At 71.0% G+C, this 19406-nt stretch carries 17 protein-coding genes; 10 read left to right on the top strand and 7 right to left on the bottom strand.

The features are described from left to right. Positions 1-40 precede the first annotated feature (40 nt). Complete coding sequence (locus tag ND450_RS03050; RefSeq protein ID WP_253324633.1) at positions 41-847, bottom strand: cellulose binding domain-containing protein; 807 nt, start codon at positions 845-847, stop codon at positions 41-43. A 222-nt stretch (positions 848-1069) separates the two neighbouring features. Between ND450_RS03050 and ND450_RS03045 the strand changes: the two genes are divergently transcribed. After that, complete coding sequence (locus tag ND450_RS03045; RefSeq protein WP_253324632.1) at positions 1070-1483, top strand: ribonuclease domain-containing protein; 414 nt, start codon at positions 1070-1072, stop codon at positions 1481-1483. Positions 1484-1486: 3 nt separating this feature from the next. On the opposite strand, the gene ND450_RS03040 is transcribed toward ND450_RS03045, so the two are convergent. Next, a complete protein-coding gene (locus ND450_RS03040; RefSeq protein WP_253324631.1) occupies positions 1487-2617 on the bottom strand; it encodes a CdaR family transcriptional regulator in 1131 nt (376 codons plus the stop codon). A 163-nt stretch (positions 2618-2780) separates the two neighbouring features. On the opposite strand from ND450_RS03040, the gene ND450_RS03035 reads away from it, so the two are divergent. Continuing rightward, positions 2781-4562, top strand: a complete 1782-nt coding sequence (locus tag ND450_RS03035; protein ID WP_253324630.1) for an FAD-binding dehydrogenase — start codon at positions 2781-2783, stop codon at positions 4560-4562. Positions 4563-4600: 38 nt separating this feature from the next. Here ND450_RS03035 and ND450_RS03030 read toward each other — a convergent pair whose 3' ends face one another. From ND450_RS03030 to ND450_RS03015, 4 genes are all read right to left on the bottom strand, one after another. Beyond that, entirely contained in the window at positions 4601-5203 is a 603-nt protein-coding gene (locus ND450_RS03030) for an AAA family ATPase (RefSeq protein WP_253324629.1), read from the bottom strand. A gap of 8 nt (positions 5204-5211) precedes the next feature. Beyond that, positions 5212-7146, bottom strand: coding sequence for a potassium transporter Kup (locus ND450_RS03025; protein ID WP_253324628.1), 1935 nt, complete (start codon positions 7144-7146; stop codon positions 5212-5214). Between the two features lie 135 nt (positions 7147-7281). Beyond that, positions 7282-8304, bottom strand: a complete 1023-nt coding sequence (locus ND450_RS03020) for a glycosyl hydrolase (protein WP_253324627.1) — start codon at positions 8302-8304, stop codon at positions 7282-7284. 135 nt (positions 8305-8439) lie between these two features. Then, entirely contained in the window at positions 8440-9471 is a 1032-nt protein-coding gene (locus tag ND450_RS03015; RefSeq protein WP_253324626.1) for a LacI family DNA-binding transcriptional regulator, read from the bottom strand. Between the two features lie 443 nt (positions 9472-9914). Here ND450_RS03015 and ND450_RS03010 point away from each other — a divergent pair, with 443 nt between their 5' ends. The 5 genes from ND450_RS03010 to ND450_RS02990 all read left to right on the top strand — a co-directional run bounded on the left by ND450_RS03010 (position 9915) and on the right by ND450_RS02990 (position 15268). Next, complete coding sequence (locus ND450_RS03010; protein WP_089919890.1) at positions 9915-10196, top strand: metal-sensitive transcriptional regulator; 282 nt, start codon at positions 9915-9917, stop codon at positions 10194-10196. Between the two features lie 57 nt (positions 10197-10253). Further along, positions 10254-11084 carry a hypothetical protein gene (locus ND450_RS03005; RefSeq protein WP_253324625.1) on the top strand — a complete coding sequence of 277 codons (831 nt, stop codon included), beginning with the start codon at positions 10254-10256 and terminating at the stop codon, positions 11082-11084. Next, positions 11074-13269: a cation-translocating P-type ATPase gene (locus ND450_RS03000; RefSeq protein WP_253324624.1), complete on the top strand. Its 2196-nt coding sequence runs from the start codon at positions 11074-11076 to the stop codon at positions 13267-13269. Before ND450_RS03005 ends, ND450_RS03000 begins: the two co-directional genes overlap by 11 nt. 54 nt (positions 13270-13323) lie before the next feature. Then, complete coding sequence (locus ND450_RS02995; protein WP_253324623.1) at positions 13324-14181, top strand: SGNH/GDSL hydrolase family protein; 858 nt, start codon at positions 13324-13326, stop codon at positions 14179-14181. Positions 14182-14314: 133 nt separating this feature from the next. After that, complete coding sequence (locus ND450_RS02990) at positions 14315-15268, top strand: class I SAM-dependent methyltransferase (protein ID WP_089919880.1); 954 nt, start codon at positions 14315-14317, stop codon at positions 15266-15268. Between the two features lie 51 nt (positions 15269-15319). Here ND450_RS02990 and ND450_RS02985 read toward each other — a convergent pair whose 3' ends face one another. Further along, a complete protein-coding gene (locus ND450_RS02985) occupies positions 15320-15931 on the bottom strand; it encodes a TetR/AcrR family transcriptional regulator (protein WP_253324622.1) in 612 nt (203 codons plus the stop codon). Between the two features lie 71 nt (positions 15932-16002). Here ND450_RS02985 and ND450_RS02980 point away from each other — a divergent pair, with 71 nt between their 5' ends. Genes ND450_RS02980 through ND450_RS02970 form a run of 3 tightly spaced genes read left to right on the top strand, consistent with a single transcriptional unit; the run spans position 16003 to position 19372 of the window. Further along, positions 16003-16860 carry a metal-dependent hydrolase gene (locus ND450_RS02980; RefSeq protein ID WP_253324621.1) on the top strand — a complete coding sequence of 286 codons (858 nt, stop codon included), beginning with the start codon at positions 16003-16005 and terminating at the stop codon, positions 16858-16860. Further along, positions 16860-17756, top strand: a complete 897-nt coding sequence (locus ND450_RS02975) for a PDR/VanB family oxidoreductase (RefSeq protein ID WP_253324620.1) — start codon at positions 16860-16862, stop codon at positions 17754-17756. The genes ND450_RS02980 and ND450_RS02975 overlap by 1 nt, the downstream gene beginning before the upstream one ends. A gap of 2 nt (positions 17757-17758) precedes the next feature. Next, on the top strand, positions 17759-19372 hold the full coding sequence (locus ND450_RS02970; protein WP_253324619.1) for an SDR family oxidoreductase: 1614 nt from the start codon (positions 17759-17761) through the stop codon (positions 19370-19372). Positions 19373-19406 lie beyond the last annotated feature (34 nt).

The raw sequence follows: 19406 nt of genomic DNA, 5'->3' as shown, positions 1-19406 counted from the left end.
GCGTCGACAGCGTCTTTCCACCCAGTGGAAGCCCCCGCCGCTACCCGGTGGTGCAGGCGTTGCCGTTCAGGCTGAACGAGACCGGCGGCGTGCTGGGCGTCGTGGCGACACCGTTGAAACCGAACGACACCGAGCCGTCCGTGACGATCAACGCGTTGTAGTCGGCGTTGGTCACGCTCACGTTCACGCCGGACTGGGACGCCGTGCCGTTCCACAGCTGCGCGATGCTCTCCCCCTCCGCGAACCGCCACCGCACCGTCCAGCCCTCGATCAACGCGCCGCTGACGTTGCGCACGGTGACCTCGGCCTGGAACGCGCCGGACCACTGGCCGGTGATCCGGTAGACGACCACGCAGGAAGGCGGGGGCGGCGGCGTGGACGTCGGGGCGGCGCAGTCGCCCTGCCCCCACAGGCCGAGTTTCGCCTGGGACGCCTTGCTTTCCGCCTCGACCAGCGGACCGCCGTCGGCGCCGCTGACACGCAGGGCACCGCTGCTCACGGCGAGCAGCGCGTAGTCGGTGCCTTCCGGCAGCTCCAGCGAGACCTCGCCGGGCGTGATGCTGCGCACGCGGACTTCCTTGTCCAGCAACGTCTTCGTCGCGAACTCGAGAGCGGCGGGGGCGGCGCACGACGTCGGTTCGGCCAGCAGCGCGACGCGCACGCGTGTGCCGTCGGCGAGCTCGACGTTGCGGGCGTCCAGGACGGCTCGCACCTTTGTGGACGGTTCGCTCTCCGCTGTGGACGACGAAGGGGCCTGCGCCGCGGGGAGGGGCCTGCCGTCCTGCGAGGCCGTGCACCCCGCCACGAGCAAGGTCAACAGCACAATGAAGTGCTTCCGTGCTGCCATTCGACAAATCTATCGCCGGAGGCAGCGTCCGCAATCGGCTGTTCGGAGTTGATCAACTCGGGCTTTCGGAGTCGTCGGACGATCAAGCCGTGCGCCACGTCACCTGGTGTGCGAGCGTGGGGAGGCCACAGTTGTGCGGATGGTTCCCTGCCGTTCATCGGCTCGTGGTGATCAACAGAAAAGATCAGGACGTTCCTCGTTCCCTGCCGATGGAGGTCTGAAGTGCAGTCCCTGCAACCACATCGAACTCGTCGCCTGTTCGCCGCCCTCGCCGTCGTCGCGTCCGTGCTCGGCGTGACCACGGCCGTCGCACCCGCCGCCGACGCGGCCGTCTACCAGTCCTGCACGCAGTCGCGGTGTGACGCGGCCAGGAGCGCCAACACCTCCTGGAAGTCCAGGAGCTACCCGAGCACGCGCGGCTGGGTCAGCGGCTGGCCGAACGGGCAGTGCAACTACGCGGGCGGTGTGCACCAGAACCGCGAGGGCCAGCTCCCGGCCGGCCACAGCTACCTCGAGTTCGACGTCTACCCGCGCGCGTGCGGCGCGTCCCGGGACGCGTACCGGATCATCGTCGACCGCACCGCGAACGTCGTCTACTTCTCCCCCGACCACTACGCGAACTTCTACCGGCTCTGAGCCCTACCGGGCGCTGCGGTCGAGCCACGACCGCAGCGCCCACCAGGTGTGCAGCGTCGTCAGCACGTGGGATCGCCCCGCGTCCGGGTCGTCGCCGAGGTCGGCACCGCTCAGCTCCACGAGCCGGTCCAGCCGGTACCGGACGGTGTTCGCGTGGATGTGCAACGCCGTGGCCGTCGCGCTGAGCCGGCCGCCGTTGTCCAGGTAGCACAACGCCGTCACCACCATCTCGTGGTGGAACGAGCTCTTCGGGTCGAGCTGGCCGAGCACCGAGTCGGCGAGCGTCTCCGCCAGGGCGGGGAACGCCGCGAGAGCGGTCTCACCGGCGAGGTCGGTCAGCAGCCGCACACCGCAGGAGGCTCCGGCGGCCGTCAAGGCCTGCGTGCACATCGAGTACGTGTCCCGCAACGACTTCAGCGCGGTCGCGGGTGACACCACGAGCAGGTCGTCCGACCACGCGGGCGGCACGTGCGTGAGTCCCGCGAGCCGTCCCTCGACCAGTCCGAAGACACCACCGGACGTGTGCAGCCGCTGCTCCAGCGTCCGCGCGTGGCTCGGGTCGGTCACCCCGGACACCACGCAGTGGTACCGGCCGTCGGGGCGCAGTCCGGCCCGCGCGAGCTCGGAGACGTCCGGGAAGTCGCCCGAGACCAGCAACCGCCGCAGCACCTGGGCGTTCAGGTCGCGGGCCGTGCGGGACAGCTGCAGCTCGGCGGTGTGGTAGCCGCTGACGATGTGCCGTTCGACCGCGCCGACGTAGTGGTCGAGGTCGATCATGAAGTCGAGGATCGTGCCGTCGTCGACGCCCAGTGACCGCGCGAGCTCGACGGCCGCCCTGATCAGCTCGGTGCGCCCGGCGTGCACCCCGCGCAGCAGTCCCGCCATCGACACGCCCTGCGCGGCGCGGTCGGCCCCCAGCGCCAGCGCCGCGGAGAAGTCGCCGTCGTCGGGTGTGCCGCCGCGTTCGAGGTGCGCGATCCCTTCGGACAGCAGGAACGCGATGTGCCGGCGGTTCTCCTCGGCGGGCAGCCGGGCGACCTCGGGCGAGTGGCCGCGGGCGGCGTCGACGACCCTCTCGACCACCTTGTCGTCCGCGGCGACGGCTTCGAGCACCTGGCGGACCATCGCGGACATCCCCGGCACAGCACCTCCGCAAACACCACGTTGTGCGACGGCCACAACACAGCCGTCGCCGTTTGGGGACGGGACCCTATGCCCCGCTCTCCCGTTGCTGGTTAGTTGCTTTACGCGAGAGTAATTCGCGTTGGCACCACCCTTCAACGAGGAAGGCCCTGGGATGTCAGACCGGAACATCAGCCGTCGCAACCTGCTGGCCGCGAGCGGCGCGATCGGTGCGATCGCCGCGAGCGGGACCCTGGGGCAGGCCGTCGCCGGAGCGGCACCGCGCGTCGACGCGGACGTCATCGTCATCGGGCACGGCCTCGCGGGCCTCGTGGCGACCTCCGAACTGGCCGCGGCGGGCCGCAAGGTCCTGCTGCTCGACCAGGAACCCGAGGCCAGCCTGGGCGGACAGGCGTTCTGGTCGCTCGGCGGCCTGTTCTTCGTCAACTCCCCCGAGCAGCGCACCGCGGGCATCAAGGACTCGCTCGAACTGGCGCGCGCCGACTGGTTCAACACCGCCGGTTTCGACCGCGGCGTGAACGACCCGCTGGGCGAGGACTTCTGGGCCGCCAAGTGGGCCGAGGCGTACCTGAACTTCGCCGCCGGCGAGAAGCGCGACTGGCTCTACGGGCTCGGCGTCCGCTGGGTGCCGATCGTCGGCTGGGCCGAGCGCGGCGGGCAGCTCGCCGACGGCCCCGGCAACTCGGTGCCGCGCTTCCACATGACGCTCGGCACCGGACCGGGCGTGATGGAGCCGTTCGAGAAGAAGGTCCGCGACGCCGTCCGCGACAACAAGGTCACCTTCAAGTTCCGACACCAGGTCGACGCCCTGATCACGTCGAACGGCGCCGTCACCGGCGTGCGCGGCAGCGTTCTGGAGGCCAGCAGCGCCGCCCGCGGCACGCCCAGCTCCCGCAAGAAGGTCGGCGACTTCGAGCTGTACGCGCCGATGGTCGTCGTCACCTCGGGTGGCATCGGCGCCAACAAGGACCTGGTGCGCCGCAACTGGCCCGCTCGCCTGGGTCCCGCGCCGCAGCGGCTGGTCACCGGTGTGCCCGCGCACGTCGACGGCCGCATGCTCGCGATCTCGGAACTGGCCGGGGCGCGCCTGGTCAACCGCGACCGCATGTGGCACTACACCGAGGGCATGATCAACCACACGCCGATCTGGCCGGACCACGGCATCCGCGTGCTGGCCGCGCCGTCGTCGCTGTGGTTCGACGCCCGCGGGCGCCGGTTCGCGAACCCCGGCATCCCGTCGCTCGACACGCTCGGCACGCTGGAGCTGATCGGCAGGTCGGGCCACGACTACTCGTGGTTCATCCTCAACAAGAAGATCATCGACAAGGAGTTCGTGCTCTCCGGCTCCGAGCAGAACCCGGAGATCACCGCCAAGAACCTCGTCGCCTACCTCGCCATGCGACTGCTGAACAGCACGCCGCCGCCGGTGAAGGCGTTCATGGACAAGGGCGTGGACTTCGTCATCAAGAACAACCTGCCGGACCTCGTCGCCGGGATGAACGCGCTGACCGGCCAGAACCTGATCAACCTCGACGAGCTGCGCCGCCAGATCGTCGCGCGCGACCAGCAGGTCGACAACCCGTTCACCAAGGACCTGCAGGTGATGGGGATCCGCAACTCCCTGGCCTACAGCGGGGACAGCCTCGCGCGCACGGCGTCGTTGCACAAGATCCTCGACTCCGGCTCCGGCCCGTTGATCGCGATCCGGATGAACATCCTGACCCGCAAGACGCTGGGCGGCCTGCAGACCGACCTCACCGGCCGCGTCCTCGGGTCGAACGGCCAGCCGATCCGCGGCCTGTACGCGGCGGGCGAGGTGGCCGGGTTCGGCGGTGGCGGCGTGCACGGCTACCGCGCGCTGGAGGGGACGTTCCTCGGCGGCTGCCTGTTCTCCGGGCGCGCGGCGGGCCGGGATGCGGCGGCGGAGAGCGCCTGACGCCCCCACGGCGAGCCGGGAATCGCGACGACGAGCGCCTAGCGGCTCACGATCCCGGGGTCTGCGGTCTCCCCTGTTGACCGCAGGCCCCGCACCACCTCCAGCACCTTCGCGAGCGAGCCCTCCGGCGTCTCCACGGCCGAGTCGAGCACGAGGTGGTCGTCCTCCCACGGCTCCCACAGCCCGCGCATCCGTTGCACGTGCTCCCACGGCACCGTGGGGTACCACCCGGGAATGCCCCTGTCACGACCCTCGACGCGCTCGCGGTGCAGGCGTTCGTCGGAGCACATGCACTCGACGCCGACGAACACCCCACCCAGCCGTTCGACGAGCTCACGCCACCACGCACGAGCCTCGACGGTGTGTGCTGCCACGTCGACGACCACGTCGATCCCCAGCGTGACGTGCCGCGCCACGGAGGCCGTGAGATTCAGGTCCACCAGCCCACTCGCCGTGTCGTCCGACAGCTCGGGGAACTGCGTGACCGTGCCCTGCACCCAGTCCATCGAGACGATCGGACCGCGCCACGCACGGGCCAGCGACTCGGCGAGCGTGCTCTTGCCCGCGCCGGGGATCCCCGCCACCAGCACGACCACAGGGCCTTCGGTGGTCGGTTCGAGCTTCAGATAGGCGTCCGTCATGACCCCGCCTAAACAGCGATGTGCGCGCCCATGATCACTGTTCGCTCTCGGGGCAATCCGAAGTGCTCGGCCGCGTCCGCCGTGATGTACGAGGTGGCCACGAACAACCGCTTACGCCAGCCCGCCATCGTCCGCTTCGGCCCGCGCTGCAGCTCGATCTTCGACAGGAAGTACCGCGCCTGCGCGAGGTCCAGCCCGCCCTCTGTCCTGGCGGGGTCCAGCAACGCGAGCGCGGCGGGCACGTCCGGCGTCTCCATGTAGCCGAACCGGGCGCTGACGTGGATGATGCCGTCGTCGGTGTAGCCGAGCTCGTCGACCTCGACCCGCCGCTCGTCCGGCACCCTCGGCACGGGCTCGGTCTCGATCGACACGATCACCACCCGCTCGTGCAGGACGTGGTTGTGCTCGACGTTGGCGCGCATGGCGAGCGGCGCGGTCTCCTTGCCGCGGTTGAGGAACACCGCGCATCCCGGCACGCGCGTCAGCCGCTGTTCGTGCAGTTCCTCGATGAACGCCTGCAACGACCCCTCGGCCTCGCGCCGGGCCTTCGTGACGATCGCTCGCCCGCGCTGCCACGTCGTCATCACCGTGAACGCCGTCAGTCCGATCAGCAACGGCAACCAAGCCCCGTGCAACAGCTTCGTCAGGTTGGCGGCGAGGAACAACAGGTCCACACCCAGCAGCAGCACGCAGCCGAGCCCGATCGCCCACGCCGGAGCCCCGAACTTCCACCGCGCGATGAACAGGAACAGCGTCGTGGTGATCGTGATCGTCCCGGTGACCGCCATGCCGAAGGCGAACGCCAGCGCGGCGGACGTGCGGAAGGCGAACACCAGCGTCAGCACCGACACCAGCAGGACCCAGTTGATCCACGGCACGTAGATCTGCCCGATGGTCGACTCGGACGTGTGCGCGATCCGCAATCGCGGCAGGTACCCGAGCTGCGCGGCCTGCGAGGCCACCGAGTACGCGCCGGTGATCACGGCCTGCGAGGCGATCACCGTGGCGGCGGTCGCCAGCACCACCGTCGGCCACCGCCCCCACTCGGGCACCAGCAGGAAGAACGGCCCGCTGATGTTCGCCGGGTCGTCCAGCACGAGCGCGCCCTGCCCCATGTAGCTGAGCACGCAGGCCGGGAACACCAGGAACAACCAGCCGCGCGCGATCGCTGGCCGTCCGAAGTGCCCCATGTCCGCGTACAGCGCCTCGGCGCCGGTCACCGCGAGCACCACGGCCGCCAGTGCGAAGAACGCGATGCCGAAGTTCCCGAACAGGAACCCGACCGCGTACGTGGGAGACAACGCCTTCAGGATCTCCGGATGAGCGGCGACGCCCCCGATCCCGGCGATCCCGATCACCGCGAACCACAGGATCATCACGGGCCCGAAGAACCGCCCGACGACACCGCTCCCCCGCCGCTGCACCAGGAACAGCCCGATGATGATCACGGCCGTGATCGGCACGACGAACCGCTCCAGCTCCGGCTCGACGACCTTCAGCCCCTCCACGGCCGACAGCACCGAGATGGCCGGCGTGATCATGCTGTCGCCGAAGAACAACGCGGCGCCGAAGATCCCCAGCGCGGCGAGCGTGGCCGCGGCCTTGCGCCCCTGCCTGGCCTTCCACCGCCGCAGCAACGTGATGAGGGCCATGATCCCGCCCTCACCGTCGTTGTGCACGCGCATCGCCAGCAGCACGTACGTCACCGTCACGACGATCGTCACCGACCAGAAGATCAGCGACACGACCCCGTAGACGTTGTCGACGCTGACCGGTACCGGGTGCGGGTCGGCGGGGTTGAAGACCGTCTGGATCGTGTAGATGGGACTGGTCCCGATGTCCCCGAAGACCACGCCGAGCGCCCCGACGACCACACCCAGCCGAACGGTGTCGTGCACGAGCTTCCGCCGCGAAGGCGCCTCGGCAACCTGCTGATCAGCCACGAACACTCCCTCGACCGCCGGTGCCCGCAAGATAACCGCGCACCCCACCACCCGCAGAGCACTTCCGGGTGATCTTCACGCGTTCCTGACGGCTGCCGCGCGACGGTCGGGAGAGCTGTCCGGGAGGACGCCGTGTCAGCCCCGCGCCGCGACGCCGGGGACGGTGAACTCGCCCTGGTTCAGGGTGCGCGGGTGGAAGTAGCCGGCCTGGACCTCCGCCGCGGTGTTGTTGCCGCGCAGGTGTTCCGACCACACCATGAAGTAGCTCCAGCGGGTCTGGGCGTCCAGGAACGCCGCGGTCGGCACCTTGCCGGTCTCGGCGAGCGCCACGGGCTTGCCGGCCGCGATGTTCTGGATCTGCTGGTAGTCGCCTGACGTGGGCAGGCCCTTGTACCAGACGTCGAGCGACACCACGTCCACGTACTGCGCGCCGGGGTAGTACGACGCCCAGTTCCCCGCCGGGTTGTCCTGGACGTTCCACACCCAGATCAGGTTGTCGAGCCCCTGGGACACCAGGTGGTCGCGGGTGATCCGGTAGAGCTTCGCGCCGCCCTCGGGCCCCGGCCGGTTGCCCCACCAGTTCCAGGACTCGTTCATCTCGTGCAACGGGCGGAACAGCACCGGCACACCCGCGTCCTTGAGCTGCCGCAGGTACGGCACCACCTCGTCGAGGCGGCGCTTCCACGCGGTGTTGAGCGCGGTGCCGTTGGTGACGACCTCGGTGAACTGGCTCTGGCTGATCTGCGTCTTCACGCCGCCGTCGAACTGGCAGGTGCTGCCGCCGGTCGGTGTGCACACGTGCCAGGTCAGGGCCACCAGCGAGCCGTTGGCCCACTCGGTCTTGGCCTGGTCGACCACCCGCTGCCGGTTGGCCACGTCCTCGGGCCGGAACATCAGGTCACCGCCCCAGAGACCGGGGTACTGGCCCGTGATGTCCTTGACCTGCTGGGTGTACTGGCCGGGGTTGCTCGCCGGTTCCTTGTTGTGCTGGCCGGACACGACGTACCGGCCGGTGATCGAGGTCAGGTAGTTGATCACGTTCTGCCGCGACGACCTCGGGAACGCCTGGGCCTGCGGTGCCACCGCGACCAGGACGCCGAGGAAGGTCAGGACCGCGGTGAACGCCGTGCCGTACCGATGAAGCGTGGTGTGTCGCACTCGCTCCTCCTCGTGGTGACGACTGCGGCGGCGAGCCGAATTGACTAAAACGCTTAACCTGCTGTGCCGCCTCAACGTAGAGGCGCTCCAGCGGGAAGTCCATAGAACGCTTCAGTTCCGGTCGACCGGACCGGTTCAGCCGCGGGGCGGGGCGGTCGACGCGCGCGGGACCAGCGCCGGGGCGTGCACCAGGCGTTCCGCCGGAGGCCTGTTGGTCATGACCCCGAACAGCGCCTCCGCGGCCTGCGCGCCGAACGAGAACACGTCGTGCCGCATGGCCGAGAGGGTCGGCCGGGTGAGCTGGCACAGCTGCGAGTCGTCCCAGGCCAGCAGGGACAGGTCGGCCGGCACCGACAGGCCGAACTCCGCGGCCACCCCCAGCGCCGCGACCGCCATGACGTCGTTGTCGAACACGATCGCGGTCGGCCGGTCCGGCGAGAGCAGCAGGGTGCGGCAGGCCCGGCTGCCCTGGTCAGCCGAGAAGTCCGCGACGACCGTGCGGGCCTCCAGCCCGAGCTCGCGCGCCACCTCGGTGAACGCGGCCGTCCGGATCGCGCTGTGCCCCAGTTCCGGCGGACCGCTGACCCGCGCGACGCGCCGGTGCCCCAGAGCGGCGAGGTAGCGCACGGCCTCGGTGATCGCCTCCGCGTCCTCGGTCCACACCGAGGTGAACGGGCCCGCGAGGCTCGGGTGCCCGACCACCACGGCGGGAAGCCCCAGCTCCGCCAGCGCGGGGATGCGCGGGTCGTCCACGTGCAGGTCGACCAGGATGCTGCCGTTGACCCGCCCGCCCTGCCACCACTCGCGGTGGACCTCGATCTCCTCGCCGCCCTCCACCAGGCGCAGCAGCAACGAGCACGAGCGCCGCACCAGCACGCTCTCGATGCCCGAGATGAACTCCATGTAGAACGGCTCCAGCCCCAGCAACCGGGCCGGCCGCGCGATCACGAGCCCGACGGTGTGCAGCCCGCGCCCGGACAGCGAGGAGGCGGCGAGGTTCGGCCGCCAGCCCAGCTCGCGCGCGACGGCCAGGATCCGCTCCTTCGTCGAGGCCGACACCCCCGGCCGGTCGTGCAGGGCGATCGAGACGGCGGCGGTGGACACCCCGGCCCGCGCGGCGACGTCCTTGATGGTCACCCTGCGCTCACCGGAGACGGATTCGGTCACGGGGTGAGCCTACTCGGGAGCGGCGCTGGTCGGGCTGGGTGGTTAAACGCTTCAGCCGTTGTGGGAGAAGGGCATGGGGCCGGCCGGGTGATGGCCGACGGCGGCTGGGGCGCGTGCGGCGGGCGCGCGGGCCGCAAGCCCGCTCGCGGGCGGAGTGCGGGCCGCAGGCCGCAAGCCCGAGCAGGCCGCACGCCGCAGGCCGGAGAACCGCGAGCCGCAGCCCCCACCTCAGGCCACAGGACCGCGGACCGCAGGCCAGATCGCGCGCGGCACCCAGTCGGCACGCCCCGCCACCGCCGCCCGTCCCACCGCCGCCCATCCCCCACCCACCCGGCACCCGCCTTTGACATACCCATACCCCCCTAGGGTATAAATGGGTGGCGAGCCCACCGCGCCCCCGGGATGACCACCCGGCCGAGCGGTGGCCGGAGAAGGAGCGAGACATGCACGGCTACGCCCCCACGAAGGACGCCCACCTGCGCCGCCTCCGCCGAATCGAGGGCCAGGTCCGCGGCCTGCAGCGGATGATCACCGAGGACGAGTACTGCATCGACGTGCTCACCCAGATCTCCGCTGCCACCAAGGCGTTGCAGGCGGTCTCACTGGGGCTGCTCGACGAGCACCTCAAGCACTGCGTGAGCCAGGCCATCACCGAGGGCGGCGACACGGCCGACGCGAAGATCGCGGAGGCCAGTGACGCCATCGCCCGCCTGGTCCGCTCCTAACCCGCGAGGAGAAGGCTTCATGACCGTCCACACCGGCACGACCCCGGACGTCCTCCGATGAGGACTGGCTACAAGGTCGCGCTCTACGCCACCGCCCTGGCCGTGATCTTCGGCGGCACCTGGGCCGCGGGCGCCGCCACGGGACCCGCACCGGCCGAATCCCCGGCCCCACACGCCGAGACGCACGGTGGCGGCCACGACTCGGCACTCCCACCGGGACTGTCCGTTTCGGACAACGGCTACACGTTGCGCCTGAAGGAGACCGCGCCGCTCACCTTCACGATCGAGGGTCCGGACGGCAAGCCGGTCACGAAGTTCGCGGTGGAGCACGAGAAGCGCCTGCACCTGGTCGCGGTCCGCCGGGACGGCTCGCACTTCCGGCACGTCCACCCGCAGATGGCCCCGGACGGCACCTGGTCGACGCCCCTCGAGCTGCCGGACGCGGGCAGTTACCGCGTCTTCGCCGACTTCAGGCCGGAGAACGGTCCCAAGCTCACGTTGGGCGCCGACGTCCAGGTGCCGGGTGACTACAGGCCGCAGAACCACGTGGACAGCCGCACGTTCACGGTCGACGGCTACGAGGTATCCCTGTTCGGGGACCTGAAGGCGAACGCGGCGTCGACCGTCACGATCGAGATCTCGAAGGACGGCAGGCCGGTCACGGACCTGCAGGACTACCTGGGTGCCAAGGGGCACCTGGTGGCGCTGCGGTCGGACGACCTGGCGTACCTGCACGTGCACCCCGAGGAGGGCGGGCAGGTGAAGTTCGCGGTGGAGGTGCCGACGGCCGGGAAGTACCGGCTGTTCCTGGACTTCCAGCACGACGGCGTGGTCCGCACCGCGGAGTTCACGCTGACGACCCACGAGGAGGACGGTCATGGCCACTGACACGGTCGAACTCTCGATCGGCGGCATGACCTGCGCCTCGTGCGCGGCGAGGATCGAGCGCAAGCTCAACAAGCTGGAGGGCGTGCAGGCGTCGGTCAACTACGCGACCGAGAAGGCGCGGGTCAGCTACGCGGGCGACCTCACCCCCGCCGACCTGGTGAAGGTGGTCGAGGCCACCGGGTACACCGCCGAACTCCCGGCCGAGCCCACCGAAACCGAGAAGGAGGACGACCCGACGAGGACGCTGCGGGAGCGGCTGGTCACGTCGGCCGTCCTCTCCGTGCCGGTGATCGCGCTCGCGATGGTGCCGGCGCTGCAGTTCACGTACTGGCAGTGGCTGTCGCTCGCGCTGGCCGGACCGGTCGTCACGTACGCCGCGTGGCCGTTCCACAAGGCTGCGTGGACGAACCTCCGGCACGGCGCCGCCACGATGGACACGCTGATCTCGCTCGGCGTCGGGTCGGCGTTCCTGTGGTCGCTCTACGCGCTGTTCCTGGGCACGGCGGGCACTCCCGGCATGACGCACGGGTTCACGTTCACCGTCGAGCGGATGGCCGGCACCGGCAACATCTACCTCGAGGTCGCGGCGGGCGTCACGACGTTCATCCTGGCCGGGCGGTACTTCGAGGCGCGCTCCAAGCGGCGTGCGGGGGCGGCGCTCAAGGCGTTGCTCGAGCTGGGCGCCAAGGACGTCGCGGTCGTCCGGGACGGCCGCGAGGTGCGCGTCCCGACGGAGGAACTGGCGGTCGGCGACCGGTTTGTCGTGCGGCCCGGCGAGAAGATCGCCACCGACGGCGTCGTCGAGGAAGGCACCTCGGCGGTCGACGCGAGCATGCTCACCGGCGAGTCCGTGCCGGTCGAGGTGCGCCCCGGTGACGCGGTGGCCGGCGCGACGGTCAACGCGGGCGGGCGGCTCGTCGTCAGGGCGACCCGGATCGGGTCGGACACGCAGCTCGCGCAGATGGCGAGGCTGGTCGAGGAGGCGCAGAACGGCAAGGCCGAGGTGCAGCGCCTCGCGGACCGGATCTCCGCCGTGTTCGTGCCGATCGTGATCGCCCTCGCCGTGGGCACGCTGGGCTTCTGGCTCGGCACGGGCGGCGGCGCGGGAGCGGCGTTCACGGCCGCGGTGGCGGTGCTGATCATCGCCTGCCCGTGCGCGCTGGGCCTTGCGACGCCGACGGCGCTGCTCGTCGGCACGGGTCGAGGTGCCCAGCTGGGGATCCTGATCAAGGGACCGGAGGTGCTGGAGTCCACCCGCCGCGTCGACACCGTGGTGCTCGACAAGACCGGCACGGTGACGACCGGGCAGATGAGCCTGGTGGGCGTCCACACCGCCGAGGGCGAGACCGAGGCCGAGGTCCTCAGGCTCGCCGGGGCACTGGAGAACGCGTCCGAGCACCCGATCGCCAGGGCCATCACCCGGGCGGCGGGAGACGTGCCCGCCGTCGAGGACTTCCAGAACGTCGAGGGGCTCGGCGTTCTGGGCGTCGTGGACGGCCACGCCGTGCTCGTCGGCCGGGAACGCCTGCTCGGTGAGTGGAGCGTCCCGCTCGGCACGGACCTGCGCGAGGCCAAGGAGGAGGCGGAACGGCAGGGCCGCACGGCGGTGCTGGTCGCGTGGGACGGCAAGGCCCGCGGCGTGCTCGTCGTCGCGGACACCGTGAAGCCCACCTCGAAGGAGGCGATCGAGGGCCTCCGCGGGCTCGGGCTGCGTCCCGTGCTGCTGACCGGCGACAACTCCGCGGCGGCGGAAGCGGTCGCGGCCGAGGTCGGCATCAGCGAGGTGGTCGCCGAGGTGATGCCGGCCGACAAGGTCGACGTCGTGAAGAGGCTCCAGGACGAGGGCCGCGTCGTGGCCATGGTCGGCGACGGCGTGAACGACGCCGCCGCGCTCGCCCAGGCCGACCTGGGCCTCGCCATGGGCACCGGCACGGACGTGGCGATCGAGGCCAGCGACCTGACGCTGGTGCGGGGCGACCTGAGGGCCGCCGTGGACGCGATCAGGCTCGCGCGGCGCACGCTCTCGACGATCAAGGGCAACCTGTTCTGGGCGTTCGCGTACAACGTCGCCGCGCTGCCGCTGGCGGCGTTGGGCCTGCTCAACCCGATGATCGCGGGCGCCGCGATGGCGTTCTCCTCGGTGTTCGTGGTGAGCAACAGCCTGCGGTTGCGCGCCTTCCGCTGAGAAGGCAACACGCCCCTCACGGCCGGTTTCGTAGCCTCGGCACATCAGCAACCGATGGGAGTGGATGTGCCGAGGCTGGCCCTGGTCATGGCCGCGGTGGTCACGCTGCTGACCGCGTGCACCTCAACACCGCCCGCGCAGGTCCCCGCACCGGCGCGGAGCAGCAGCGCTCCCCCACCGGCCGAGCAGGTCCACGTGTCGATCGGCGACTCCTACGCGACGGGCTTCGGCCCGGACGGCACCACGGAGAGCTTCGCGCAGATCGTCGCGAAGGAGTCCGGCTTCAAGCTGATCAACCTCGCCTGCAACGGCGCCACGTCCGCCGACCTGGCCACCAAGCCCGCCTGCGGCCCCGACGCGGGCGGCAAGACGCAGCTGGACGCCGCCGTGGAGGCGTTGCGCGGCAAGAAGGCGGCCCTCGTCACGGTGGTGATCGGCGGCAACGACCTGACGCCGTGCGCGCTGGTGCAGGACCCGCTGGACTGCGCGTCCAGGACCGTCGCCGGCATCCAGACCAACGTCGCGGGCACCCTCACCGAGCTCCGCGAGGCCGCGCCGGACGTGAAGATCGTCGGCCTGACGTACCCCGACGTGTTCCTCGGCGCCTGGGTGAACCCGTCGTTCCCCAACGGCAAGAACCTCGCCCAGGTGTCGGTCACGATGTTCAAGGACTTCAACACCAGGATCGCGGCCCAGTACGCCAGGTTCGGCGCGAAGTTCGCCGACGTCACGGACGCGACCGGCGGTTACGGCGCGCTGACCGAGCTGGCCCAGGACCCGAAGTACGGCCAGGTCCCGGCCTCCGTGGCCAAGGTGTGCGCTCTCACGCACTTCTGCGACCGCACCGACGTGCACCCGACGCCCGCGGGACACCAGGCGATCGCCGAGGCGGTCACGGCCGCGAGCCGCTGAACCCGGCCACCCGCGAGGGGCCCCGCCCGCGAACCGGAGCAGGCTTTTCCCCGTATTACCCGAAAGACCCTGTTGATCAGCTCGCGCCTCTGACAGGCTCTGGATCCGTTGCCGCAACGAGGAAGAGTGCTTGATGACCGTGCTCCCGCACACGACCGACGCCCTGCACCGGATCAGCGACGCCGTCGACGGCTTCTTACGCGCCGAGCGGGAGCTCAACCTCGCTGACCCGTCGGCGCACATGCAGGTCGGCGGCCGGGTGCACGCGCTCGGGGTGCAGATCCACGGCGGTGTGCTCGCGGGGATTCCGGAGGAGGACATCGCCGCGATCGTGCAGCCCGCGCGGTCGGCGTGCGCGCGGTCGCCGTTCATGCGCGACGAGAACGAGTGGGCCCGCGGCTACCCCAGCGACTTCCGGTTGATCGAGCACGTCCTCGCGCAGGCGAACAAGGCGACCCCGGGCACGCTCGGCTGGCACGTCGAGACGCACCTGCAGGGCGTGGCGATCACCCACCAGCTGCGCAACCGGGTGATGCACCAGACGCGGCTGATCGGTGACACGCTGACGGCGCCCCGCAACGAGCCCCGTTCGGTGCTCGTCATCGCCGCCGGTTCCGCCCCCGACCTGCGCAAGATCCCGCCCGGCATCGTGCGGCCCGGCGACAGGTTCGTGCTCACCGACGTCGACCCGGACGCGCTGGAACTCGCGCAGCAGCGGCTCGGGCCGCTCAACGACTTCACGACCGCGGTCAGCGGCAACGTGTTCCGCGCGATCCCGAAGCTCGCCGAGCTCGGCCCGTACGACCTGGTGCTGGTCAACGGCCTCTACGAGTACCTCAACGACCGGGCCGCCGCGCGCCTGACCGAGGCGGTGCTGACCCGGCTCTGCCGTCCCGGCGGCCTGTTCCACTTCTCGAGCCTCACCGGCGGCAACCCGTTCCGCTGGGCGCTCGAGTACCTGATGGAGTGGCAGGTCGTCGAGCGCGACGAGGCCGCCGTCCGCGCGTTGCTGCCGGGCTGCGACGTGTCGGTGGGCTTCGACCAGACCGGACTGGCGCTGCTCGCCCACGTCCGCACGAGGCGATGACTCCTCGCGGTTGATCAGCTGGACGGCCTTCGCCGTGGTGTCCGGGCCTGCTCAGCGCAGGCCGTGGGCGATCCGGGTCACGAAGGCCACCAGCCGGTCGGGCGTGAACCTCTCCGGATCGGTGAGCACGAGCCGGCCGGACATCTCCGCCAGGGCGAGCATCGCGTGGCCGAGCAGGGTGGAGTCGAGGTCGTCGAGGCGGCCCAGCTCCTTCAGGCCGAGCGCGGCCAGCTCCTCGATCTGGGCCAGGACGCCGGCCCGGACGAGTTCGACCTGCGCGCGGAACTCGGCCGGCGTGCCCTCGGGCGGCAGCAGCACGAGCCGCCAGCGGTCGGGAGCCTCCACCACGGCGTTGACGAAGACGCGGACGGCGTCGGCGAAGGCGTCGTCCGGGGAGCGGGTCGCGAAGTCGGTGGGCAGGGCGGCGACGACCTGGTCGGTGGCGCGGCCCGCCTCGCGTTCGAGCAGGGCGCCGATGAGCTCGGCCCGGTTCGCGAACAGGTCGTAGAGCACGGGCTTGGTGACCTGCGCTTCCTTGGCCACCGACTCCATCGTGACGGTGTCGAAGCCCGCCGCGATCAGGCCCAGGGCGGCGTCCAGCAACTGCTCGCGGCGCTGCTCCGGCGGCAGGCGGCGGGCGTACTTCCGACGCGTTGTGCTCACCGGACCATATTGCTACGGTGGCGTAGCTTTCACAAAGCTACGGGCGCGTAGCAATTGGCGGAGGTGTTGCGATGGAGCCGGACAACCTCGTACTGCAGCCTCGTGACGTGCGGTTCGACTGGTCGACCCTGCCGATGCACTGGGTCCCGGACGAGCCGGTGGCCACGCACGTCATGAACGTCCTGCACCTGCTGCTGCCCGAGGGCGAGCGGTGGTTCGTGCGGACGTTCCAGCAGGCCGTGCCGCTGATCTCGGACGACACCTTGCGCGAGGACGTGCTCGGGTTCATCGGGCAGGAGGCGATGCACGCCGAGGCCCACAGCGAGGTGCTCGACCACCTGCTCGCCCACGGGCTGGACCCGCGGCCGTTCACGCGGCAGATGGAGCACGTGTTCCAGCGGATCCTCGGTCCCGGGACGGGGCTGGGCCCCGAGCAGGCGCGCGAGCAGCTGATCGAACGGGTCGCGATCGTCGCCGCCATCGAGCACTTCACCGCCTACCTGGGCGACTGGATGCTCAACGCCGACGCCCTCGACCGCGCCGGCATCCACCCCGTGATGCTGGACCTGTTGCGCTGGCACGCGGCCGAGGAGGTCGAGCACCGCAGCGTCGCGTACGACCTGATGTGCCACCTCGACCGCCGATACGTGCGGCGTGCGCGCACGATGCTGCTGGTCGCGCCGGTGCTCTTCTGGCTGTGGGTGCGTGGCGCGCGGTTCATGGTGCACGCGGACAAGACGACGAACGTGCGGCTGACGTGGCGCGAGGCCATGCGGGCCGGTCGGCGCGGGCTGCTGCCGAAGCTGTCGGAGATCTTCCGGGCGTTCCTGCGGTACTTCCACCCGGCGTACCACCCGAAGCAGGAGGGGTCGACGTCGCAGGCGATCGCGTACCTGGCTTCGTCGCCCGCGGCGCGGGAGGCGCACTGATGCTGGGCGGCCTGACCCGGTTCGGCGCGCTCTACGACGCCGCGGTGACCCGGTTCGGCGGCCGGGCGCGCCCCGGTGCCGCGCGGGACGCGTTGTGGCTCACCGTGGCCGAACGCTCCCAGGTCGCGGACGGCGTGGTGGCCCTCCGCCTCGGCGGTCCGGCGCTGCCCGCCTGGCAGCCGGGCTGTCACGTCGACCTGCACCTGCCGTCCGGGCTGCGCCGCCAGTACTCGCTGTGCGGCGACCCGGCCGAGGACACCTACCGGATCGCGGTCCGCGAGGTCGGCGCCGGCTCCCGCGAGGTGCAGGCGTTGCGGGTGGGCGACCGGATCCAGGTGCGCGGGCCGCGCAACGCGTTCCCGTTCGCGGGGATCGGGCCTGTCCTGTTCGTGGCGGGCGGCATCGGGATCACCGCGATCCTGCCGATGGTGCACGCGGCCGCGCGGCGGGGCCTCGACTGGCGGCTCGTGTACCGCGGGCGCTCGACGACCACCATGCCGTTCCTGGACGAGCTCCCGGCCGGCCGGGTCGACGTGCGGATCGGGCGGGGCAGGGCGTTGCTGGCGGACGCGTCGCCCGGTGGCGCGGTGTACTGCTGCGGGCCGGCGTCGATGCTCGACCAGGTGCGGGCCGAGTTCTCCTCGCGCTGGCTGCACTTCGAGCGCTTCAGCCCGCCGCCGATCGTGGACGGGCGCCCGTTCGCGGTGGAACTGCGCCGCAGCGGGGTGACCCTCGACGTGCCCGCCGACCGGTCGGCGCTGGACGTGATCAGGGACTTCCGGCCGTCGGTCGCCTACTCGTGCCGGCAGGGGTTCTGCGGCACGTGCGACGTCGGCGGCGTGCGGATCTGCGTGGACAGGCCCACCGGTGATCGACTGGTCTTGGAGGAGCTGTGAAGGTGCGTTCCGGCGATGTCGACCTGGCCGTGCAGGTGCGCGGCACGTCCGGTCCGACGGTGGTGCTGGTGCACGGGTACCCGGACACGCACGAGGTCTGGGATCGCGTGGCCGCGGTGCTGGAGAAGGACTTCCGGGTCGTCACCTACGACGTGCGGGGCGCCGGCGAGTCCGGTGTTCCGTCCACTGAGGACGGCTACCGGCTCGAACGGCTGGCGGCCGACCTGTTCGCGGTGATCGACGCGGTCAGCCCGGACGATCCGGTGCACCTGGTGGGCCACGACTGGGGCTCGATCCAGTCGTGGGAGGCCGTGACCACGCCCGGCGCGCGGATCGCCACGTTCACCTCGATCTCCGGTCCGTGCCTCGACCACATGGGCCACTGGTCGCGGAAGGGTCTGTCGATCGCGCACCTCAAGCAGTTCTTCCGCTCCTGGTACATCGCGGCGTTCCACCTGCCGGTGCTCGCGCCGTTGTTCTGGCGGCTCTACCTCGGCCCGCGCTGGGCGGGGGTGCTGCACCGGCTCGAAGGCGTGAAGGTCAAGCCCGCGCGCACGCTGACGTCCGACGCGGTGCGCGGGATCTCGTTGTACCGGGCCAACATCCGGCAGGTCATGCGCGCCCCCAGGCAGCGCTTCGCCCCCATGCCCGTGCAGGTGGTCCAGCCGACCCGTGACCGCTACATCCGCACCGAACCGCTCGACCTCGAACGCTGGGTGCCGTCCCTGACGCGCCGCAAGATCGCCGCCGGCCACTGGGCGCCGCTCAGCCACCCCGCGGCGCTCGCCCGGATGATCAGCGAGTTCGTCACGGACTCCGCTCCCCGCCGCGAGCTCGTCGTGATCACCGGTGGCGGCAGCGGCATCGGCCGGGCGACCGCGGTGGCGTTCGCCGAGGCGGGCTCACGGGTCGTGGTGTCCGATGTGGACCTCACGGCGGCCGAGGAGACCGCCGCGCTGGTCGGCGGCCACGCCTACGAGGTCGACGTGCGCTCCGAGGACGCGGTGCGCGCCTGGGCGAAGCAGGTCGCCTCCGAACACGGCGTGCCGGACGTGGTCGTGAACAACGCCGGCATCGGCCACTCCGGCTCGTTCCTCTCGACCTCCGCGGAACAGTGGCAACAGGTGCTGGACGTCAACCTGTCGGGCGTCGTGCACGGCTGCCGAGCGTTCGGCGAGCTGATGGTCGAGCGCGGCGAGGGCGGTCACATCGTGAACCTGGCCTCGGCGGCGGCGTACCTGCCGTCGAAGATCCTCTCCGCGTACGCCACCAGCAAGGCGGCGGTGTTCATGCTCTCGGACTGCCTGCGGGCCGAACTCGCGGAGCACGCCATCGGCGTCAGCGCGATCTGCCCTGGGATCGTGAACACGAACATCACGGCCACCACGACGTTCTCCGGGGTCAGTTCCGCGGAGGAGAGCCGCAAGCAGGAGCGCGCCTCGCGGATGTACGCGCGGCGGGGTTTCGGTCCCGAGGGGGTGGCGCGGGAGATCGTGCGGGCGGTGCGGGGCAACCGGGCCGTGGTGCCGGTGACGGTGGAGGCCAGGGCGGCGCGGATCGCCGGGCTGGTCGCGCCGGGGTTGCTGCGCACGTTCGCCAAGCTGGACGTCACGTGACGGTGTGGCTCAGCACGCCGTGCTGAGCCACATA

The sequence above is a fragment of the Lentzea sp. HUAS12 genome, assembly GCF_024125735.1.
Taxonomy (GTDB): domain Bacteria; phylum Actinomycetota; class Actinomycetes; order Mycobacteriales; family Pseudonocardiaceae; genus Lentzea; species Lentzea albida.
Note: the sequence above shows the minus strand (reverse complement) of the source record. Positions and strands in the feature narration are given on the sequence as shown.